This is a genomic window from Pseudomonas sp. P7779 (genome assembly GCF_013386315.1).
Taxonomy (GTDB): Bacteria; Pseudomonadota; Gammaproteobacteria; order Pseudomonadales; family Pseudomonadaceae; genus Aquipseudomonas.
The window spans coordinates 1-20,047 of record NZ_JACARZ010000082.1 but is presented as its reverse complement, the minus strand read 5'-3'; the positions used below and the strand labels follow the sequence as shown (position 1 = coordinate 20,047).

Below are 20,047 nucleotides of genomic sequence, written 5' to 3'. Positions count from 1 at the left end.
CCCCCAGGCCAATACCCAGGTTGGCCCCGGCAATGTTCAACGAGGCGGCAAACGCCGGCGCATGGGGTGCGGCCTTCATCAGTCGCACATGGCTGACCAGAAACAATGCCGCCTGGGTCACGCCCCATACCGCCATCGCCGCCGCCAACCCGATCGTGGAATGGATGGCGGGCACCAGCGCCACCATGCCGGCGATCATGAAACCGCAGAACACCATCGACGCAATCAGCGGATGACGGTCGACCATGCGCCCGCCCAAAGAGTTGCCGATCAGGCCGACCGCGCCAAAGCCCATGAGGCACCAGCCCACTACCGTGCCGTCAAAACCCGCCAGGCGTTCGAGAATGTCTGCCAGGTAGGTGTAGGCGGTGAACATCCCGCTGAACACCAGGATCGACAGCAGGATATGGCCCTGCATCAGCGGGCTGCGCAAGATCTTGAACTGCGAGCGCAGGCTGACCTGGTCGTTTTTTGCCCGGGTCTTCGGCAGGTAGATAAACAGCAGCAGGGCCTTGGCGAACGCCACCACCGCAAGAATGCCAAAGGCGGTGCGCCAGCCGAACATATCGGAAATCAGCGTGCCCACCGGGATCCCGAAGACCGTGGCACACACGATGCCGAAGCCGATTTTTTCAATCGCGCGGCCTGCGAAGTCCGGCCCCACAATGTCCACCGCTGTCTCGCTGGCCAGGGCCCAGAACACCGGCAATCCCAAGGCAGGAATCAGGCGCGCCAGGGACATGACCCAGATATTCGACGCGATCGCCGCCAGAGTGTTGGCCAGGCCGAACATGATCAGGATCGTGATAAACAGTCGCTTGCGCTCGAACCGGGCGAAATACGCGGTGAGGAACGGGCCAAACGCCGCCACGGTGAAGGCGAACAACGTCACCAGCAAACCGGCCTGGGACACGCTTACATCGAGGTCCCGGGCGATGGAAGGCAACAGGCCGACGATGATGAACTCTGTGGTCAGCACGGTAAAACCGGCTGCCGACAACAGCAGGATCGGAAACAACATCAAAAACTCCAGAAAACAGCGACATCAACGACAGCCCGGAGGGCCCGCTGATAGAGAAGAAATAAGAGGATGGGCAATGTTAACAGAATGTGTAGCGGCGTGGTGACGGAACGCCGCACCCGGATTAGACGTTTCCTACAGATGTTAGACTTCGCTCCTGCCAGATTCATGCTGCCTAGCTGCATCTATTAAAAAAACCAGAGACAACCTTTTTATGACTGCTGCCCCTTCCCTCTTCCAACGCCTGATGTCTATCAGCCTGGTCACCCAAATTGTCATCGGCCTGATCGCCGGTATCCTGTTGGCCCTGCTGTTGCCCGACGTCGCACAAGCCACCGGGTTTATTGGCAAGGTCTTTGTCTCGGCGCTCAAGGCCGTCGCGCCCATCCTGGTATTTGTGCTGGTGATGGCCTCGATTGCCAGCCACAAGCACGGCCAGGAAACCCATATCCGCCCGATCCTGTTCCTGTACCTGCTGGGCACGTTCGCTGCCGCCGTGGTCGCGGTGATCGCCAGCACGCTGTTCCCCTCCTCGCTGGTGCTGGCCACCCACGATGTGGCCGTCAGCCCTCCCGGCGGTATCGGTGATGTGTTGCAAAGCCTGTTGCTGAGCGTGGTGGACAACCCGGTCAGCGCGCTGATGAACGCCAATTTCATCGGTATCCTGGCGTGGGCCATCGGCATGGGCATCGCCATTCGCCATGCCAGCGACACCACCCGCACCGTACTGGGCGACCTGTCCAACGGCGTCACGCTGATCGTGCGCATGGTGATCCGCTTCGCGCCCCTGGGGATTTTCGGCCTGGTGGCCTCGACCCTCGCCACGTCCGGCTTCGGCGCCCTGCTGGGCTACGCACACCTGCTGCTGGTGTTGATCGGCTGCATGCTGTTCATCGCGCTGGTGATCAACCCGGCCATCGTGTTCTGGAAGCTGCGCCGCAACCCTTACCCGCTGGTGCTGATGTGCCTGCGGGAAAGCGGGATCACCGCGTTTTTCACCCGCAGTTCGGCGGCCAACATTCCGGTCAACCTGGCGTTGAGCAAGCGCCTGGGCCTGCATGAAGACACCTACTCGGTGTCGATCCCGCTGGGCGCCACCATCAATATGGCCGGCGCTGCCATCACCATCACCGTGCTGACCCTGGCCGCCGTGCACACCCTGGGCATTGCCGTGGACATCCCCACCGCCGTGCTGCTCAGCGTGGTCGCGGCGGTGTGTGCCTGCGGCGCGTCGGGGGTTGCCGGGGGCTCGCTGCTGTTGATCCCGCTGGCGTGCAGCCTGTTCGGCATTCCCAGCGAAATCGCCATGCAGGTGGTGGCCGTGGGCTTCATCATCGGCGTGTTGCAGGACTCGGCGGAGACCGCACTGAACTCGTCCACCGACGTGTTGTTCACCGCTGCCGCGTGCCTGGGCAAGGAAGAACAAGCCGCGTAGACCTTGCGCGCACAAAAAAAGCCCGGGGCAGTTCGTGAATGAACCGCCCCGGGCTTTTTATTACAAGGCTTAGAACGCGCCCATGTAGTCGCGCTTGCCCACTTCCACGCCGTTGTGACGCAGCAAGGCGTAAGCGGTGGTGACGTGGAAGAAGAACTGCGGCAGGCCGTAGCTCAGCAGGTACGACTGGCCGCTGAAGCGCTTCTCTTTCGGGGTGCCAGGGCGAGTGATGATCTCGATGCCTTCTTTACCGTCGACCTGGGCCGGGGTGATGGTGTCGATAAACGCCAGGACCTTGGCGATCAGCGCTTGCAGGTCGGCGAAGGTGACTTCTGTATCGTCGTATTTCGGAACTTCGATTTCAGCCAGGCGGGCAGAAACGCCTTTGGCGAAGTCGACGGCGATCTGCACCTGGCGCACCAGCGGGAACATGTCCGGGTACAGGCGTGCCTGCAGGAAGGCGTTCGGGTCGATGTTCTTGGCGGTGGCGTGGGCCTCGGCCTTGTTCAGCACATCGCTCAGGGCGTTGAGCATTTGCTTGAAGACCGGGAGGGAAGCGGCGTACAGGGAAATAGTCATGACAGTCTCGACAGTTGTGGCAGGGTTTGAAACAGCCGCGATTATAGACATGCCGGCCACCGGCGCCGCTTGTCTTTTATTTTTTCAGGATTAGGCTAGTGAGCTCACTGCATTAGGGAAAGCGCGATGACCACCGAGCACGACACCACTTCCGAAGAGCCGCGCCTGAACAGCACGGAAATCCGCATCCTTGGCTGCCTGATCGAAAAACAGGCCACCAGCCCCGAAACCTACCCGTTGACCCTCAACGCGCTGGTGATCGCCTGTAACCAGAAAACCAGCCGCGAACCGGTGATGAACCTCAGCCAGGGCCAGGTTGGCCAGAGCCTGCGGGCCCTGGAAGGCCGCGGGTTTACCCGGCTGGTGATGGGCAGCCGCGCCGACCGCTGGGAGCATCGGGTGGACAAGGCGCTGGAGCTGGTGCCGGCCCAGGTGATTCTCAGCGGGTTGCTGTTCCTGCGGGGGCCGCAGACGGTCAACGAACTGCTGACCCGCAGCGGGCGCATGCATGACTTTGAAGACGCCGAGCAGGTGGTGCATCAACTGGAACGCCTGATTGCCCGTGGGCTGGCGTTGTTGGTGCCGCGTCAGTCGGGGCAGCGGGAAGATCGGTACATGCACGCCCTGGGCGACCCGGCGGACATTGAAGCGATCCTGGCGGCGCGTGGGAATCCGGTGGAGCGTGGTGCGGGAAGTGGGGTTTCCCTGGAGCGTATCGAAGAGCTGGAAGCGCGGATTGCGGCGCTGGAAGAGCGCCTTTCGCGGCTCGAGTAATGTTTGTGGTGAGTGGGCTTCTGTGGTGATGGAGCTTTTGTGGCGAGGGAGCTTGCTCCCGCTGGAGTGCGTAGCGCTCCCATTTTCTTGGGGCTGCTGCGCAACCTAGCGGGAGCAAGCTCCCTCGCCACAGCAAGCTCACTCTCCACACCGCCAGCGGTGATGCTCAGCTCCGGGCAAATGCCACCGCCGCCTGAAACTGTTCATCCGTCGGCCGCACGCCGGTGTAAAGCACGAACTGCTCCAACGCCTGGATGGCGATCACTTCCAAACCGGTGATCACTCGTTTGCCCTGGGCCCGTCCACGCAGGATCAGCGGGGTTTCCGAGGGAATCGCCACCACATCGAAGACTGTCTCGGCCGCATCAACCGCGTCAGCTTCAAACGCCAACTGATCCGCTTCCGCCCCTCCGGTCATGCCAATCGGCGTGACGTTGACCAGCATCTGCGGGCGCAAGGCACCCAACTGCGCCTGCCACTCATACCCCAGGCTCTGGGCCAGCGCCCGGCCCGCTTCTTCATTGCGCGCCACGATCACGCCCTTGGCGTAGCCGCCATCGCGCAAGGCACTGGCCACCGCCTTGGCCATGCCGCCGCTGCCGCGCAGGGCGAAGGTCGAGTCCTTGGGCACCTGGTGCTTGTGCAGCAGTTGCTCGATGGCGATGTAATCGGTGTTGTAGGCCTTCAAATGCCCGTCGGTGTTGACGATGGTATTGATTGACGCAATGGCCCGCGCCGAATCGTCCAGCTCATCCACCAGGGCAATACAGGCTTCCTTGAACGGCATCGACACGCCACACCCACGAATGCCCAACGCACGTATGCCACCCACGGCGCCCGGCAAGTCCTGGCTGCTGAAGGCCTTGTAATAGAAATTCAGCCCCAACTGCTCGTACAGGTGGTTATGAAAGCGCAGGCCAAAGTTCCCGGGGCGCGCCGACAGTGACATGCACAGTTGGGTGTCCTTGTTGGGGTTCATCTGCATCGGTAACTCCTTGAAGCCATTCCAGAGGCGGTTTCGGATAGACGGAATACCCGCGCCGGCGGGTTGTCATGGATCATACGCACTGTGCCCGGCCACTTGTGTAAGCCAACCGATACAGACCTTACACAACCTTTACCTATCGGCTGTGCTGTTTTTTAGAAATACGCTGTCTTAAAAGTATCCCCGCGACAATCCTTGAGTCGATTGATTGCAGACCATGAGCGCAGGGGCTAACCGAGGAATGACCATGATTCGTAAACTCCCCAAGATCGCCTTGCTGATCGGCGCACTCGCTATGGCAGGACAGGCCTCCGCCCACGGTGGTGGTTGGGGTGCTCCGCTCGCACTGGGAGCCGTTGTTGGTGCAGTGGTAGGCGGCTCGATCGTCGCCAGCCAATCGCGGCCGGTCTACGTGCAACAACCGGTGTATGTCCAGCCGCAGCCGGTGTATGCCGCTCCGCCGCCGGTCTACTACGCACCGCCACCGCCTGTGTATGTGCAACAACAGGTTTATTATCGCCCGGCGCCGGTCTACTACGGCCCACCGCGCGGCTACTACGGCCCTCCACACGGCTATTACGGTCGCGGCTGGTAAGCCTCAACTGACACACCTGAACAGGCTCCGCCCTAAAAGCGGGGCCTTTTTTTGGCCTGCAGGTCTGAATAAATCTCGCCAAGGTCGTTATAAGGACAATGGCTGTGGCCAAATCCCACATCATTGATCTCAATAGGCGCTTGCCCGAACGGGGCCTGCGCTGTCATGTTTGTGTCTCAAAAGGCTTCCACTATCAACACTGTCCGACCAATAACAACAAGGACGATTGCCCATGCCCACGCAAAACCCACATCGCACCGCCGGCCTCTGCACCTCGAGCAAGGTCTATAGCGTACTGACGGAGCTCAAGGCCCTGGAAGGACATCGCAACGCCAAGTTCCTGTCCTTGCTGACGGAAAACCTGGTGCGCAAGGGCCTGCTCAGTGAACAGGAAGTGGTGCATATGCTCGACCAGGTGGTCGACTGACTGAGGGTCGCTCGATAACAGTGATGTCGACTATCGAGCAGGTTGATTTTCCCTGAAGGCCCACGCACCGTAATGTCACCTCCATAGCGTATCGGAGGTCATCATGCCCACTATTCAAATCATGTCTGTCATCGGCAGTGCCGTTCCCGCCTCTCTGCGGGAGCTTGGCTTGCTCGCCTGCTGGTACCTGGTACGCGATGGCGAAGCCATCAGCGGCCCACTCACTTCACTACCGGCCGCCCAGGCCCTGTCGGTCAAAATGGCGCATTGCTTTCATGCCTAAGGCAGTTGCACCCGCGGCTTGGTTTCCACAAACAGCGCCCAGCTGGACATGAACAACGCAGCAATCAGTGGCCCGATGACAAAGCCGTTCAAGCCAAAGATCGACAGGCCGCCCAAGGTTGAGATAAGGATCAGGTAATCCGGCATGCGGGTGTCCTTGCCCACCAGGATGGGCCTTAGCACATTGTCCACCAGCCCGATCACAAATACCCCGAACAACCCGAGCACCACGCCCTGCCAGATCGACCCGCTCAGCAGGAAGTACGCCGCCACCGGCCCCCACACGATCCCCGCGCCCACCGCCGGCAGCAGCGACAGAAACGCCATCAACACCGCCCAGAGCAACGCGCTGGGAATGTCCAGGAACCAAAAGATCAAGCCACCCAACGCGCCTTGCGTGACCGCTACCAGCACGTTGCCTTTCACCGTGGCACGCACCACCCGGTTGAACTTCAATTGCAGGCGACGCTTCTGCGGTTCGGCCAGCGGCACCGCGGTGCGCACCTTGCGCACCAGCTCGGGGCCATCGCGCAGCAGGAAGTACAGCAAGTACAGCATGATGAAAAAACTCACCAGGAAATCAAACGTGCCCTGGCCGAAGCTGAACGCCTGGGTCGCAAAAAACTGGCTGCCCTGCATCGCACTCTTGACGATCTTCTCCCGCAGGCCTTCCAGGTTGCCCATGCCGAAGCGGTCCAGCAGATGCTGGAAATACGGTGGCAGGAAGTTCTTGAACTGCTCGATATACCCGGCAACGTCGAGCTTGCCGCTCTCGACGTTCTTGTAAAGCGTCGCGCCCTCCTGCACCAGCAAGGCACTGGTGATGATCACCGGCAGAATCGCGATTATCAGGCACACCGTCAGGGTTGCCAGGGATGTGAGATTGCGGTTCCAGCCAAAACGTTGCTGGAAGCGCCGTTGCATCGGCGCAAAGATGATCCCCAGGATCACCGCCCAGAACACCGCGCCGTAGAACGGCAGCAAAATCCAGATAAACGCGATGGTCACCAGGGCGAGCAGTAACAGCAGGGTTTTGAATTGCAGGTTGGTTTGGTTCATGTTCGGTCCATGTCTAAAACACCAGGCGCTCATGTGCGCCTTGATGTTTAGTCCACTGCAAATCCCGCGAGTGCCCTACTTATTAGACCTGGATCAATAAACTGCGCACCCGGCCCGGCTACCCTGCCGCCCTTTTGCGACCCGAACCCATGCCTCCCGTTATCGCCCCCGAACTGCTCGCCCCCGCCGGCACCCTGAAAAACATGCGTTATGCCTTTGCCTACGGTGCCGATGCCGTCTACGCCGGGCAACCGCGCTACAGCCTGCGGGTGCGCAATAACGAGTTCGACCACGCCAACCTCGCCCTCGGCATCCAGGAAGCCCAGGCCCAGGGCAAGCGGTTCTATGTGGTGGTCAACATCGCGCCTCACAACGCCAAGCTGAAAACCTTCCTCAAGGACCTTGCCCCGGTGATCGCCATGGGCCCGGATGCGCTGATCATGTCCGACCCGGGCCTGATCATGCTGGTGCGCCGGCACTTCCCGCACATGCCGATCCACCTGTCGGTGCAGGCCAATACGGTGAACTGGGCCAGCGTCGAATTCTGGCAGGCGCAGGGCATCTGCCGGATCATCCTGTCCCGGGAGTTGTCACTGGAGGAAATCGACGAGATTCGCCAGCAAGTCCCCGCCATGGAGCTGGAAGTGTTTGTGCACGGTGCCCTGTGTATGGCCTATTCCGGGCGCTGCCTGCTGTCGGGCTACATGAACAAGCGGGATGCCAACCAGGGCACCTGCACCAACGCCTGCCGCTGGAAATACCAGGCGACGCCTGCGGTGGAAAACGCCGCCGGCGATATCGTGCAGCACTATGCGCCCGAGCCGACCCTGGGCCTCGGTGCGCCCACCGACCAGGTGTTCCTGCTGCAGGAGGCCAATCGCCCCGACGAACAGATGCCCGCCTTCGAAGATGAACACGGCACCTACATCATGAACGCCAAGGACCTGCGGGCGGTGCAGCACGTCGAGCGGCTGACGCGCATGGGCGTGCACTCGTTGAAGATCGAAGGCCGCACCAAATCCCACTTTTACTGCGCCCGAACCACCCAGGTATATCGCCAGGCGATTGATGACGCGGTGGCCGGGCGCGACTTTGACCGGGGCTTGATGACCAACCTCGAATCCCTGGCCCAGCGCGGCTACACCGAGGGTTTCCTGCGCCGGCACGTGCACGATGAGTATCAGAACTATCAGAACGGCAGCTCGGTGTCCGAACGCCAGCAGTTCGTCGGCGAACTGACCGGTGAACGGCGCGGCGAACTGGCCGAGGTCAAGGTCAAGAACCGTTTTGCCGTGGGCAATCACCTGGAACTGATGACCCCGGCGGGGAATTTCCACTTTGACCTGGGCTCATTGCACAACGCCAAGGGCGAGGCCATCGCGGTGGCGCCGGGTGACGGGCATACGGTGTATTTGCCGATCCCGGCGGAGATGGACCCGCGTTTCGGCCTTTTGATGCGCGACGTTTAACTTCGCCAGACGCCTCAATGAGTGTGAGACAGCTTGCTGTGGTGAGGGAGCTTGCTCCCTCACCACAGCAAGCTCCCCCACCACAGCACTCTCCTTCACCACCGCAAGCTCCTCACCACAAAAAGCAGGGCGTACGCGCAATAGGTTCATTTGCAAAGTAGAATTGGCGGTTCTGCGTACCGCCACCTTGTCTTGAGCGGTCACCCTCTTTTTTACGGAGATCGCCTTGCGTCTGTTTCATACCTCCGACTGGCACCTTGGGCAAAACCTGCACGGCCAGGAACGCGACTTCGAACACACCTGCTTCCTCGACTGGCTGCTGGGCCAGTTGGGCCTGCATCGCCCTGACGTGCTGTTGATCGCCGGCGATATCTTCGACACGGTCAACCCGCCACTCAAGGCCCAGGAGCGGCTGTACGACTTCATCATCAGCGCCCATGAGCAAAACCCTGCACTGACCATCGTGATGATCGCCGGCAACCACGACTCCGGCTCGCGCATCGAACTGCCGGCGCCGTTGATGCGCCGCCTGCGCACCCACGCCCTGGGCCGGGTGCTGTGGCTGGATGACGGACAACTGGATGTCGAACGCCTGCTGATTCCATTGCCCGGTGCCGACGGTGAAATTGCCGGCTGGTGCCTGGCATTGCCGTTCCTGCGCCCGGCCGAAGTGACCGGCGCACAACTGGGGGACGATTACCTGCGGGGCATCGGCCAGGTTCATGAATGGCTGATTGCCGCCGCCAATGCCAAGCGCCAGCCGGGCCAGGCACTGGTTGCCATCAGCCATGCGCACATGGCCGGCGGCTCGGTGTCGGAAGACTCCGAGCGCAGCCTGATCATCGGCAATGCCGAAGCGCTGCCGGCCAGCCTGTTCGATGCCACCGTCAGCTATGTGGCCCTCGGCCATTTGCATAAACCCCAGCGGGTGAATGGCGAGGAGCGGATTCGCTACTGCGGCTCACCGATTCCGCTGTCATTCTCGGAAATCGGCTACCAGCACCAGATCCTCGACGTGCAACTGGACGGCGAAACCCTGGTCAGCGTCGAATCCCGGCTGATCCCGCGCTCGGTCAACCTGCAACGCCTGGAAGCCGCGCCCCTGGCCGACATCCTCAAGCAACTGGCCGACCTGCCCGACATCGACCTGCTGGCCGAAACCCAGCGCCAACCGTGGCTGGAAGTGCGGGTGCGCCTCGACGAACCGCAGCCCGACCTGCGCCAGCAGGTGGAAAACGCCCTGCAAGGCAAGGCCGTGCGCCTGGTGCGCATCGCCGCTGAATACGCAGGCAACGGAGGCCGAGAAGACAGCCAGGAAGACCGCCTGATCGAACTCGACCAGCTCACGCCCCAGGAATTGTTCAGCCGCGCCTGGCAGGAAAGCTACGGCAGTGAAGTGGACGAACAGACCCTGAAGGACTTCGCCGTGCTGCTCCAGGAAGTGCAACAGGAGGGCGAACAGCCATGAAGATCCTCGCCATTCGCCTGAAAAACCTCGCCTCTTTGGCGGGTCCGTTTGAAATCGACTTTACCGCCGAGCCCCTGGCCAGCGCCGGGCTGTTCGCGATTACCGGGCCCACCGGCGCCGGCAAAAGTACCTTGCTCGATGCGCTGTGCCTGGCGCTATTTGGCGCCGTGCCGCGCCTGGGCGATACCGGCCAGGCAAAAATGCCGGATGCCGACACCGATATTTCCATCGGTGACCCACGCACCCTGATTCGCCGGGGCACTGGCGGCGGTTATGCCGAAGTGGATTTTGTCGGCGTCAGTGGCCGTCGCTACCGCGCCCGCTGGGAAGCCAACCGCGCCCGGGACAAGGCCAGCGGCAAGCTGCAAGCCAGCCGGCAAAGCCTGATCGACCTGGACAGCGAGCAACTGCTGGCCAGCCAGAAAACCGAATACAAGACCCAGCTGGAATTGGCCCTGGGCCTGAACTTCGAGCAGTTCACCCGCGCCGTGTTGCTGGCGCAAAGTGAGTTCAGCGCGTTCCTCAAGGCCAACGACAACGAGCGCAGCGAACTGCTGGAAAAGCTCACCGATACTGCGCTCTACACCCAACTCGGTCGCCGCGCCTTCGACAAGGCCAAGGACGCCCGGGACGCCCACAAACACCTGCAGGACCAGGCCACCGGCGTCACCCCGCTGGCCCCCGAGGCCCGCGCCGAACTCGACGCACAACTGGCCGCCGCACAGCAACAGCTCAAGACCCAGCAGGCGCAATTCAAGCAACTCGAGTTGCAGCACACCTGGCTGAAGGAACTGCGGGAGTGGCAGGAGCGCCAACAAAGTGCGGTCGAGCAACTGCAACAGGCCCAGCAACACTGGGCAAGCCAGGGCCCGCAGCGCCTGGACCTCAGCCGCCTGGAACAACTGGCGCCGCAACGTCACCACTTCGCCCGCCAGGCCGAACTGACCACGCAGTTGCAGCCCCTTGCCGCGCAGATCCAGCAGCACCTTGAGCAACAAACCGCGTTGCACACCCGCCAGACCCAACTGCAACAGCAACAGGCCGACGTGCAAGCCGCCCTCGCCCAGGCCCTCAAGCAGCAAGCCGACGCTGTGCCCTTGCTGCGCCAGGCCTTCGAGGAGCAAACCACCCTCGCCCACTTGACCCGCGAGCTGGCCAAACGCAGCGAAGAGAAACAGCTGGGTGAAGCTGCCTGTGTGGAAGGCCAGGCGACGTTGACCGGCTTGCTCGACAAGCAGAAAGTTGTCGCCGAGCGCCTGCACAGGCTGGCCGCAGAGCTTGAACGCAGCGCCGCCCTCGCGCCGTTGAGTGAGGCCTGGAGCGCCTACCGCGACCGCTTGCAACAGCTGATGCTGATCGGCAATCGCCTCAATAAAGGCCAGGCCGAACTGCCACAACTGGAAGAGCGCGCCACCCGTCTCGGTGAAAAATGGACCGAGCAACGCGAAGCCCTTGACCTGCTGTACCACGAAGCCGGCGCCGAACCCCATGCAGTGGCCGAACAGATCCAGTTGCTCGGCAGCCTGCTCCAGGACAACCGCAAGCAACATCGCGCGTTTGAGGACCTGGCGCGGCTGTGGAACAGCCATCAGCAACTCGACAGCCAGAGCCAGGCCCTGACGCAAAAGCAGACCCTCGCCCAGCAACAACGCGAACTGTTGAACCAGAGCGGCTTGCAGGCCAAGGCCGAGTTGGCCGTCGCCGAACAGACCCTGACCGTCACCAAGCAACTGCTGGAGCGCCAGCGCCTGGCCCGCAGTGCCAGCGTCGAGGAATTGCGCGGCCAGCTGCAGGATGAGCAGCCGTGCCCGGTGTGCGGCAGCGTCGAGCACCCGTATCACCAGCCCGAAGCCATGCTGCAAAGCCTGACCCGCCACGACGAAAGCGAAGAAGCCAACGCGCAGCAAGCCGTGGATGTGCTCAAGGAAAAACTCACTGACCTGCGTGGCGAAGTGGGCGGCCTGATCGCCCAGCAAAAGGAATTCCTGCAACAACAGGAGCAACTCGCCAGCCAGTTGCAGGCCTTGCTGCCAAGCCTTGAAGCCCATCCGCTGTCGGCCTCGCTGTTCAACCAGGACGCGGCCAAGCGCGACGCCTGGCTCGCCCAGCAACTGAGCCAGCTCAGCCAGAGCCTCACCCAGGACGAGCAACGCCAGGGCGCCCTGCTCAACCTGCAACAGAACGCCGGGCGTTTGCAGCAACAACTGCAAGCCGCCCAGGACGCCAGCCAACAGGCGCGCCAGTTACTGATCGACCAGCAACGGGAACTGTCCAACGACCGCGAACGCCTGGACGAAGAACTCAACGCCTTCGCCAGCCTGCTGCCCACCGAGACCCTCGAAGGCCTGCGCAGCGAGCCGGCGGCGACCTTCATGTTGCTCGACCAGCAGGTCAGCCAGCGCCTGGAACAGCTCGACAACCAAAAGGAAGAATTGGCCGAGCAGCTACAGCGCCAGCAAGCCATCGAGAAAGAGCAGGACCGCCAGCAACACCGCCAGCAGCAGCTGGAGACTTTGCACAAACAGCTCGCCGAACAGAGCGCCCTGCAACACGCGGCCGAGGGAAAGCTCGCCGGTCTGCTGGGCGAAAGCCCCAGCGCCGAGCACTGGCAACAGCAGCTGGACCAGGCCGTCGAGCAGGCTCGCCAGCATGAGAGCGAGGCCAACCAGCAGTTGCAGGACACCCGCAACCAGTTGATCCAACTGGCCGCCGACCTCAAGTCGCTGCAAGAACGCCAACAGTCCCTGGAAACCGAACACGCGGCCCTCACTACGCGCCTGAGCGACTGGCGCGCGTTGCACCCGGAACTCGATGACGAAGGCCTGGCGCGCCTGGTGGCCTTCGATGAGCCGCAGGTGGCCGAGCTACGCCAGCAACTGCAACACAGCGAAAAAGCCATCGAGCAGGCCAAGGTGTTGCTGCAAGAGCGCGAACAGCGGCTCAAGGATCACCAGGCGCTGCACAACGGCAACCTCGACGCCGAGCAACTGGACAGCGCCCTGGCCGAACTCAATGCCGCGCTGATCATTGGCGAAAAACACTGCGCCGAACTGCGCGCCCAACAGGCCGACGACCAGCGCCGCCAGGATGCCAACCAGGCCTTGGCGGCCGAGATCGCCAAGGCCTACGACGAATGGCAACGCTGGGCACGCCTGAATGCGCTGATCGGTTCGGCCACCGGCGATACCTTCCGCAAGATCGCCCAGGCCTACAACCTCGACCTGCTGGTGCACCACGCCAACGTCCAACTGCGCCAACTGGTGCGCCGCTACCGCCTCAAGCGCGGCGGCAGCATGCTCGGCCTGCTGGTACTCGACACGGAGATGGGCGACGAACTGCGTTCGGTGCATTCGTTGTCGGGTGGCGAGACATTCCTGGTGTCGCTGGCGCTGGCCTTGGGCCTGGCGTCGATGGCGTCGAGCACGTTGAAGATCGAGTCGCTGTTTATCGACGAGGGCTTTGGCAGCCTCGATCCCGAGTCGCTGCAACTGGCAATGGACGCCCTCGACGGCTTGCAGGCCCAGGGCCGCAAGGTGGCGGTGATTTCCCATGTGCAGGAAATGCACGAGCGGATTCCGGTGCAGATTCAGGTCAAGCGCCAGGGCAATGGCTTGAGCACCCTGGAGGTCAAGTGAGCAAGGCCGTGTTGTATTCGTTCCGCCGTTGCCCCTATGCAATGCGGGCGCGGATGGCCCTGCGGTATTCAGGGCTGGCGGTGCAGATCATCGAGGTCAGCCTCAAGGCCAAGCCGGCTGAGATGCTGGCGTTGTCACCCAAAGGCACGGTGCCGGTGCTGAGCGTGGATGGCCGGGTGATCGATGAAAGCCTGGCGATCATGCGCTGGGCACTGGCACAGAACGATCCTGAGGGTTGGTTGCTTGGGGATGATCGGGCGACGCAGGCGCTGATTGAAGAGAATGATCAGGGCTTCAAACATCAATTGAATCGATACAAGTATGCCGAGCGCTATCCGGAGCAGCCGATGGAGCATTATCGGGCCGAGGGTGAGGTGTTTTTGATGAAGCTGGAGGGGTTGCTGGCGGAGCGGGAGTATTTGCTGGCCGGGCATTTGAGCCTGGCGGATGTGGCACTTGCACCGTTTGTGCGGCAGTTTGCCCATGTGGATCGGGAGTGGTTTGCCCGGGCGCCCTATCCGCGGTTGCAGGGCTGGTTGCAGCGCTTCCTGGAATCGCCGTTGTTCATCGCCGTGATGGCAAAAACCTGAGACTGTCGCAGGACAAAATGTGGGAGCGGGCTTGCTCGCGAAGGCGGTGTATCAGTCAGCCCATGTATAGACTGACCCGGCGCTTTCGCGAACAAGCCCGCTCCCACATTTGATCTTCATCAGCTTCAAGATCAGTTCTGGATTTTGTGGTCCAGCGCTGCGTAGAAGTTGGCGCTTTGTTGCAGGTATTTCTGGGTGTAGGCGCTGGTGCTGGTTTTTTTGCTGCTGATTTCAACACTGGCGCTGGCTGGCAACGCTACGGTGGCGGAAACAGCGGAAGCGGCGATGATCGAGAAAAGATTGAAGTTCATGTCGGTAACCCTTGTGTTCGGTTGGCTTGGTGGCCTGTGTTGGCCTTGGAACCAAACTTACGCCCGAGGGGATAGCCTTAGAAATTCATTGAAACACTAGCCGCTATTAATAGTATTAATACAACAAGTCAGGCCCCGCACTGCGGGGCCTGTGGCTTATTGCCGCACCAGGAACTTGAGGTCGCTGGGGGCATCAATCGCCAGTTTCTGCACGGTTTTGCCCAAAAGACCGGTCTTGGGATCGCGCTCGACGACCACAATCTCGTTGCTCTTCTGGTTGGCGATCAGCAGGAACTTGCCGCTGGGGTCCAGGGCGAACTCCCGGGGATGGTCACCTTCCACCGATCGGCGCTGGATCTCTTTGAGCTGCGCAGTGGCCGGGTCGATGGCAAACACCAACATCTGGTTGGCGGTGCCACGGTTGCTCACGTAGAGGAACTTGCCGTCGCTTGAGGTGTGCAGTGCAGCACCGGCCTTGTCGGACACCGGCTGGCCATCCGCGAAGTTGACCAGTTGCTTCTGGGTCAGCTTGCCATCGTTGTAGTCGAACACCGCCACTTGCGCGCTCATCTCGGTGGTCAGCCAGGCGTGCTTGCCGTCTGCGGTGAACAGCAGGTGCCGCGGGCCGCTGCCCGGTGGCAATTGCACAAACGCAGGGTCGGCCGGGGTCAGCGGCAGTTCATGGTTGGCCTTGGGGTCGTAGTGGTAGGCAAAGATCTTGTCCGCCCCCAGGTCCTGGACAAACACGTATTTGCCGTCCGGCGAAGACACTACCGAATGCACGTGGTTGGACGCCTGACGCTCCGGGTTGACCCGGCTGGCCGGGTGCCCGCTCAACTGCACTGGCGGCGACAGCTTGCCTTCGGTGTCTAGCGGCAGCACCGCGAGGCTGCCGCCCGGATCTTCCAGCACCGAATAGTTGGCCACGAACAGGTAGCGCCCGTCACTGGCCAGGCTGGAATGGGTCGGCTCGTTGCCCAGGCTCTGCACCTGGTTGATCAGGGTCAGTTGATGGTTCTTCGGGTCGATGCTGTAGCTGCTGACGCGCCCCACCGGGTCTTTTTGGCCCGGGCCGTTTTCGTTGACCACAAACAGGTGCTTCTGGTCCTTGGACAGGGTCAGCCACGACGGGTTGGCCGCCTTGGCGGCGAGCACCGGCTGGCCGCTGAACTGCCCGGTACGGCTGTCGAACTGCAAACGGTAGATACCTTCGCTGGTGCCGGCGGTGTAGCTGCCAACGAGCAATTCATAGGTGTCCACCGGCGCGGCCTGGACCGACATTGCGCCTACGCTGCCGGCCATCAGCAGGGGCCAGAATTTACGCATCATCATCCGTTTCATCCTCGTCATTATTGTTGCCGGTGACGCCGCTCATGCAGACCAGGCGGTGTTCGCCCTTGTCATCGGTAAGTGTCCAGCTTTGCAGGGTTTGATCAAAGGTCGCCGCCTTGACTTGCTCCAGGGTGAAACTCCAGCGCTTCTCGACGCGACCGTCCATGCAGATGATCAATAACGTCTGGTCATCCAGGCTGAAATCGAAGCTGTGCAGGCCATCGATTTCGACCATCTGGCAGTCTTCAAAAGCGTCGGGCAAGGTAGCGGTGTCGGCAGTCATAACCATCAATCATCAAGAGGAAAGACCTCATGATAGGTCAAATCGTTGCATCGGCCTAAGCCCGCGCAATGCAAAACGCCGTGGCACAGGCCACGGCGTTTTGGCAAACAGCGTTGGATCAGTGGGCGAACAGCGAATTGCCCTTCTGCCCCGCCAGCTTCTCGGGCTTGATCAGGAAGCGTGCCAGCGCCGGCAGCAGCCACAGCGCGCCGAACATGTTCCACAGCAGCATGAAGGTCAGCATCAACCCCATGTCGGCCTGGAACTTGATGGCCGAGAAGATCCAGGTGCATACGCCGATTGCCAGGCACAGGCCGGTGAACAGCACGGCTTTACCGGTGGACTTGAGCGTCTGGTAATAGGCTTCCTGCAACGGCAGGCCGGCCCGCAGGAAACTCTCTAGGCGGCTGTAGATGTAGATGCCGTAGTCCACGCCGATCCCCACCCCCAGCGCCACCACCGGCAAGGTCGCGACCTTGACACCGATGCCCATGAACGCCATCAGCGCGTTGCCCAGCACAGAGGTCAGCACCAGCGGCAGCACGATGCACAGGGTCGCCGCCCACGAGCGGAAGGTGATCATGCACATGGTGGCCACGCACAGGTAAACCAGGATCAGGATGGTCAGCTCGGACTCCTTGATCACCTCGTTGGTGGCCGCCTCGATCCCGGCGTTACCGGCGGCGAGGATGAATTCCAGGCCGTCCTTGTTGTTCTCCTTGGCGAAGTCCTGCACCGCATGCACCGCGCGGTCGAGGGTTTCGGCCTTGTGGTCGTTGAGGAACACCAGCACCGGCGCCAGGGAGCAATTGTTGTTATACAGGCCATCGGCACGGGCAATGGAGTTGTTCAGCACGTCCGGGTTGCGCGACAGGGTTTCCCATTTCAGGTTGCCCTCGTTCATGCCCTTGATCATCTGTTTGGACACGGTGACCAGCGAGATGGCCGACTGCACGCCTTCGGTGTTCTGCATCTTCCACATCAACTGGTCGATGGGCGCCATGGCTTCATACCGCGAGCAGCCTTCGGGCGGGGTCTTGACCATCACCACCAGCACGTCGGAGCTGGTGGAGTAGTTGTTGATGATGAAGTTGTTGTCCTTGTTGTAGCGCGAGTCAGGACGCAGTTCCGGTGCACCCTGGTCGAGGTCACCGATCTTCAGGTTCTGGCTGTACCAGAGGCCGCCACCGAAGGCGATCAGCGCCAGGGCTATCGACACCGGCGCGACCTTGGGGCTGGCGAACTTCGACAGCAGGCGCCAGAACGGGTGTTCGCGGTGCGCATCCTTCTTGCTCTTGGCGATGGCGCGTTTGCTGATGCCAACATAGGAGATCGCCACCGGCAGCAGGATCAGGTTGGTGAACACGATGACCGCCACCCCCACCGAAGCACCGATTGCCAGCTCGCGGATCACACCGATGTCGATGATCAGCAGGGTGATAAAACCGACCGCATCGGCGAGGATCGCGATCATGCCCGGCAGGAACAGTTGGCGGAAGGTACGCCGGGCCGCGGTCAGGGCGTTGTCGGCATCACTGGATTGCAGGGCGATGCCGTTGATCTTCTGTACGCCGTGGGAAATACCGATGGCGAAGATCAGGAACGGCACGAGCATCGAGTAGGGATCCAGCCCGAAACCCAGGGCATGCATCAGCCCGAGCTGCCAGATCACCGCCACCAGCGTGGTGCTCAACACCGCGACGGTACTGCGCAGGCAGTTGGTGAACCACAGCAGCAGCACCAGGGTGATGACGAAGGCGATACCGAAGAACATCACCACCATCACCAGGCCGTCGATCAGGTCGCCGACCTTCTTGGCGAAACCGACAATGTGGATCTTGACGTTGGGGTTCTGCGCTTCGAACTTGTCGCGGATCTTGTCTTCGAGCTCATGGGAGAACTTGCGGTAGTCCAGGGCCAGCAGCTTGCCCTGGTCCTGTGGGTCCGGATAGGACTCCAGCAGCGGAATGTCGACGATGCTCGACTTGAAATCGTTGGCCACCAACCGCCCGACCTGCCCGGACTTCAGCACGTTGTTGCGCAACTGGTCGAGGCTTTCCGGCGAGCCGTTGTAGCTCTGCGGGATCACTTCACCGCCGGCAAAGCCTTCTTCGGTAACTTCGGTCCAGCGCACGCTGGGGCTCCATAGGGACTTGAGGCCGGAGCGGTCGACGCCGGAGATGTAGAACACCTCATCGTTGATCTGGCGCAGGGTCTCCATGTACTCCTTCGTGAAGATGTCACCGTCCTTGGCCTCCACCGAAATGCGCACCGTGTTGCCCAGGTTCGCCAGGTCGTTGCGGTGCTCCATCATCCTCTCGATGAAGGGGTGCTGGAGGGGGATCATTTTTTCGAAGCTGGTGGACGGGCGAATCAACGTCGCCTGCCAGAACAGGAAAATACTCACCAGCAGGCAGATCGTGATGACTGCCGGGCGGTTATTGAAAATCAGGCGCTCGAGAAACGTGGCCTTGTCGTTGTGATGACTGCTCATTGTGTCCCCGCCTTCTTATTGTTTTGTCGGCTCGGCGCCGGTTGCACTGGCCACGCGAACGCCGCCCTGCCCCGCCAGAATCAAGTTGCCGTTGCCCGCCGCGGTGACCGCCGACAGCGAAATGCGGTCCGGGCGATTGAATACGCTGAAGGTCAGGCCGTCGTCGTGGCTGACCACCACGCTGCCACCGTTGCCCACTACCACGATGGAACCGTCGTCCAGCAGGGTCGCCCCCGACAAACCGAACTCCAGCGCGCCACGAGTGGCGTTCAGCTCCACCGGCTCCCAGGTGCTGCCAAAATCCGTGGAGCGGAACAGGTTGCCACGCAGGCCGTAGGCCAACAGCGTCTGCGCCTGGGCGGTGCCGATCACGCCGAACAGCGAGCCCTCGTAGGGGCCTTCGAGTTTTTCCCAGGTTTGCCCCTCGTCATGGGAGCGGAACATGCTGCCCTGCTCACCGACGATAAACAGCCCGGCATCTTTCACCTGGGCGATGGCGTTGAGGTGGTATTGGTCTTCGTTGTCGAGGCGGTCGCTGACGTCGTTCCAGGTCTTGCCCCCGTCGGTGGTTTCGATCAGCGCACCGTAGGCACCCACGGCAAAGCCGTTGCTGGCGTCCTTGAACCAGACGTCGAGCAGCGGTGCTTCGCGCTTGAGGTCCTGGAATTGTTGGGTCCAGGTCACGCCGCCGTCGGTGGTGGCGAGGATCTGTGCGTCATGGCCCACCGCCCAGCCGTGTTGGTCGTCGGCGAAAAATACGGCGGTCAGCAGTTGCCGGGTGGGGACTTTGCCTTGGGTCCAGGTGACACCCTGGTCGTCGGAATAAAGGATGTGCCCGCGATCACCGACCGCGACCAGGCGCTTGCCTGCGTGGACCACGTCGATCATCAGGCTTTTGGCGGCCTTGGGGGAGTCAATGGCGAACACCGCGGCGGCGGTGGTTTCTGTGGCGGCATGGGCCGGTGTCGACAACGCGACAACCCCCAGCAACGAGAGCGCTGTGGCCAGCAATGCGACCCTGCGCGTGGCCTTCGGGCGGAAAAACACCACACCCATGACAGGCTCACTCATAGACCTTTCTCCCATTTATTATTGTTAGGTCGTCTTGCCGCGGGGAGCCCTGAAACCTGCAATCTAGAGCGCCTTGGGCAAGCTGGGCCATCCTAGCGGGCTTTGGAATCGTCTGACAATCGGCGCTACGTTATGTTTTGTTAACTGGAGGGGTTTGGGTTGGTGCTGAATGTAGTGCTATCAGCGGCGGTGATCCGTGGAGGGGGGCTGTTGGGGTGAGGGGGCTTCCGCCCGCTG

Annotated in this window: 18 protein-coding genes; 9 read left to right on the top strand and 9 right to left on the bottom strand. The window is 61.6% G+C overall.

Translation table 11 applies throughout. The features are described 5' to 3' along the window. Positions 1-1,021, bottom strand: a 1,021-nt coding sequence (locus tag HX869_RS23515; protein WP_178903719.1) for an MFS transporter, incomplete at its 3' end; no start/stop codon positions are given. 214 nt (positions 1,022-1,235) lie between these two features. Between HX869_RS23515 and sstT the strand changes: the two genes are divergently transcribed. Continuing rightward, entirely contained in the window at positions 1,236-2,456 is a 1,221-nt protein-coding gene (sstT, locus tag HX869_RS23510) for a serine/threonine transporter SstT (RefSeq protein WP_178903718.1), read from the top strand. Positions 2,457-2,525: 69 nt separating this feature from the next. On the opposite strand, the gene HX869_RS23505 is transcribed toward sstT, so the two are convergent. Further along, on the bottom strand, positions 2,526-3,035 hold the full coding sequence (locus HX869_RS23505; protein ID WP_003211233.1) for a DUF1993 family protein: 510 nt from the start codon (positions 3,033-3,035) through the stop codon (positions 2,526-2,528). A gap of 126 nt (positions 3,036-3,161) precedes the next feature. Between HX869_RS23505 and HX869_RS23500 the strand changes: the two genes are divergently transcribed. Beyond that, the gene (locus HX869_RS23500) at positions 3,162-3,809 is read left to right on the top strand and encodes a YceH family protein (protein WP_003211232.1); all 648 of its coding nucleotides are present in this window, start codon (positions 3,162-3,164) and stop codon (positions 3,807-3,809) included. A 166-nt stretch (positions 3,810-3,975) separates the two neighbouring features. Here the strand turns inward: HX869_RS23500 and HX869_RS23495 are convergent, their stop codons facing one another. Then, positions 3,976-4,794, bottom strand: coding sequence for a shikimate 5-dehydrogenase (locus HX869_RS23495; RefSeq protein WP_003211230.1), 819 nt, complete (start codon positions 4,792-4,794; stop codon positions 3,976-3,978). Positions 4,795-5,035: 241 nt separating this feature from the next. Between HX869_RS23495 and HX869_RS23490 the strand changes: the two genes are divergently transcribed. The 3 genes from HX869_RS23490 (at position 5,036) to HX869_RS23480 (ending at position 6,099) form a co-directional block, all read left to right on the top strand. Then, positions 5,036-5,389, top strand: coding sequence for a hypothetical protein (locus HX869_RS23490; protein WP_008435927.1), 354 nt, complete (start codon positions 5,036-5,038; stop codon positions 5,387-5,389). Positions 5,390-5,621: 232 nt separating this feature from the next. After that, on the top strand, positions 5,622-5,816 hold the full coding sequence (locus HX869_RS23485; RefSeq protein ID WP_003211226.1) for a hypothetical protein: 195 nt from the start codon (positions 5,622-5,624) through the stop codon (positions 5,814-5,816). A gap of 103 nt (positions 5,817-5,919) precedes the next feature. Then, positions 5,920-6,099, top strand: coding sequence for a hypothetical protein (locus tag HX869_RS23480; protein WP_003211225.1), 180 nt, complete (start codon positions 5,920-5,922; stop codon positions 6,097-6,099). Here the strand turns inward: HX869_RS23480 and HX869_RS23475 are convergent. After that, positions 6,096-7,157 carry an AI-2E family transporter gene (locus HX869_RS23475; protein ID WP_003211223.1) on the bottom strand — a complete coding sequence of 354 codons (1,062 nt, stop codon included), beginning with the start codon at positions 7,155-7,157 and terminating at the stop codon, positions 6,096-6,098. The two genes, HX869_RS23480 and HX869_RS23475, sit on opposite strands and share 4 nt — an antisense overlap. A 149-nt stretch (positions 7,158-7,306) precedes the next feature. Here HX869_RS23475 and yegQ point away from each other — a divergent pair, with 149 nt between their 5' ends. The 4 genes from yegQ to HX869_RS23455 all read left to right on the top strand — a co-directional run bounded on the left by yegQ (position 7,307) and on the right by HX869_RS23455 (position 14,319). Next, entirely contained in the window at positions 7,307-8,626 is a 1,320-nt protein-coding gene (gene yegQ / locus HX869_RS23470) for a tRNA 5-hydroxyuridine modification protein YegQ (protein WP_178903717.1), read from the top strand. Positions 8,627-8,852: 226 nt separating this feature from the next. Beyond that, positions 8,853-10,094, top strand: coding sequence for an exonuclease SbcCD subunit D C-terminal domain-containing protein (locus tag HX869_RS23465; RefSeq protein ID WP_178903716.1), 1,242 nt, complete (start codon positions 8,853-8,855; stop codon positions 10,092-10,094). After that, positions 10,091-13,729, top strand: a complete 3,639-nt coding sequence (locus HX869_RS23460) for an AAA family ATPase (protein WP_178903715.1) — start codon at positions 10,091-10,093, stop codon at positions 13,727-13,729. The genes HX869_RS23465 and HX869_RS23460 overlap by 4 nt, the downstream gene beginning before the upstream one ends. Continuing rightward, the gene (locus tag HX869_RS23455; protein ID WP_178903714.1) at positions 13,726-14,319 is read left to right on the top strand and encodes a glutathione S-transferase; all 594 of its coding nucleotides are present in this window, start codon (positions 13,726-13,728) and stop codon (positions 14,317-14,319) included. Before HX869_RS23460 ends, HX869_RS23455 begins: the two co-directional genes overlap by 4 nt. 131 nt (positions 14,320-14,450) lie before the next feature. Here the strand turns inward: HX869_RS23455 and HX869_RS23450 are convergent, their stop codons facing one another. From HX869_RS23450 to HX869_RS23430, 5 genes are all read right to left on the bottom strand, one after another. Then, positions 14,451-14,630: a hypothetical protein gene (locus tag HX869_RS23450; protein ID WP_003211212.1), complete on the bottom strand. Its 180-nt coding sequence runs from the start codon at positions 14,628-14,630 to the stop codon at positions 14,451-14,453. A gap of 156 nt (positions 14,631-14,786) precedes the next feature. Further along, positions 14,787-15,962 carry a lactonase family protein gene (locus HX869_RS23445; RefSeq protein ID WP_008435939.1) on the bottom strand — a complete coding sequence of 392 codons (1,176 nt, stop codon included), beginning with the start codon at positions 15,960-15,962 and terminating at the stop codon, positions 14,787-14,789. Then, positions 15,949-16,245: a DUF5629 family protein gene (locus HX869_RS23440; RefSeq protein ID WP_178903713.1), complete on the bottom strand. Its 297-nt coding sequence runs from the start codon at positions 16,243-16,245 to the stop codon at positions 15,949-15,951. The genes HX869_RS23445 and HX869_RS23440 overlap by 14 nt, the downstream gene beginning before the upstream one ends. 118 nt (positions 16,246-16,363) lie before the next feature. Further along, on the bottom strand, positions 16,364-18,739 hold the full coding sequence (locus HX869_RS23435; protein WP_003211205.1) for an RND family transporter: 2,376 nt from the start codon (positions 18,737-18,739) through the stop codon (positions 16,364-16,366). A 15-nt stretch (positions 18,740-18,754) separates the two neighbouring features. Then, on the bottom strand, positions 18,755-19,795 hold the full coding sequence (locus tag HX869_RS23430) for a YCF48-related protein (protein ID WP_178903720.1): 1,041 nt from the start codon (positions 19,793-19,795) through the stop codon (positions 18,755-18,757). Between the last annotated feature and the right edge of the window lie 252 nt (positions 19,796-20,047).

Bases quoted from the DNA above. Each gene is read 5' to 3' on its own strand.
- HX869_RS23500 (WP_003211232.1), top strand. From the start codon at position 3,162: ATGACCACCGAGCACGACACCACTTCCGAAGAGCCGCGCCTGAACAGC.
- HX869_RS23440 (WP_178903713.1), bottom strand. From the start codon at position 16,245: ATGACTGCCGACACCGCTACCTTGCCCGACGCTTTTGAAGACTGCCAG.
- HX869_RS23505 (WP_003211233.1), bottom strand. From the start codon at position 3,035: ATGACTATTTCCCTGTACGCCGCTTCCCTCCCGGTCTTCAAGCAAATG.
- HX869_RS23450 (WP_003211212.1), bottom strand. From the start codon at position 14,630: ATGAACTTCAATCTTTTCTCGATCATCGCCGCTTCCGCTGTTTCCGCC.
- HX869_RS23480 (WP_003211225.1), top strand. From the start codon at position 5,920: ATGCCCACTATTCAAATCATGTCTGTCATCGGCAGTGCCGTTCCCGCC.
- HX869_RS23495 (WP_003211230.1), bottom strand. From the start codon at position 4,794: ATGCAGATGAACCCCAACAAGGACACCCAACTGTGCATGTCACTGTCG.
- HX869_RS23490 (WP_008435927.1), top strand. From the start codon at position 5,036: ATGACCATGATTCGTAAACTCCCCAAGATCGCCTTGCTGATCGGCGCA.
- HX869_RS23460 (WP_178903715.1), top strand. From the start codon at position 10,091: ATGAAGATCCTCGCCATTCGCCTGAAAAACCTCGCCTCTTTGGCGGGT.
- HX869_RS23475 (WP_003211223.1), bottom strand. From the start codon at position 7,157: ATGAACCAAACCAACCTGCAATTCAAAACCCTGCTGTTACTGCTCGCC.
- HX869_RS23445 (WP_008435939.1), bottom strand. From the start codon at position 15,962: ATGATGATGCGTAAATTCTGGCCCCTGCTGATGGCCGGCAGCGTAGGC.
- HX869_RS23435 (WP_003211205.1), bottom strand. From the start codon at position 18,739: ATGAGCAGTCATCACAACGACAAGGCCACGTTTCTCGAGCGCCTGATT.
- yegQ (WP_178903717.1), top strand. From the start codon at position 7,307: ATGCCTCCCGTTATCGCCCCCGAACTGCTCGCCCCCGCCGGCACCCTG.
- HX869_RS23430 (WP_178903720.1), bottom strand. From the start codon at position 19,795: ATGGGTGTGGTGTTTTTCCGCCCGAAGGCCACGCGCAGGGTCGCATTG.
- sstT (WP_178903718.1), top strand. From the start codon at position 1,236: ATGACTGCTGCCCCTTCCCTCTTCCAACGCCTGATGTCTATCAGCCTG.
- HX869_RS23485 (WP_003211226.1), top strand. From the start codon at position 5,622: ATGCCCACGCAAAACCCACATCGCACCGCCGGCCTCTGCACCTCGAGC.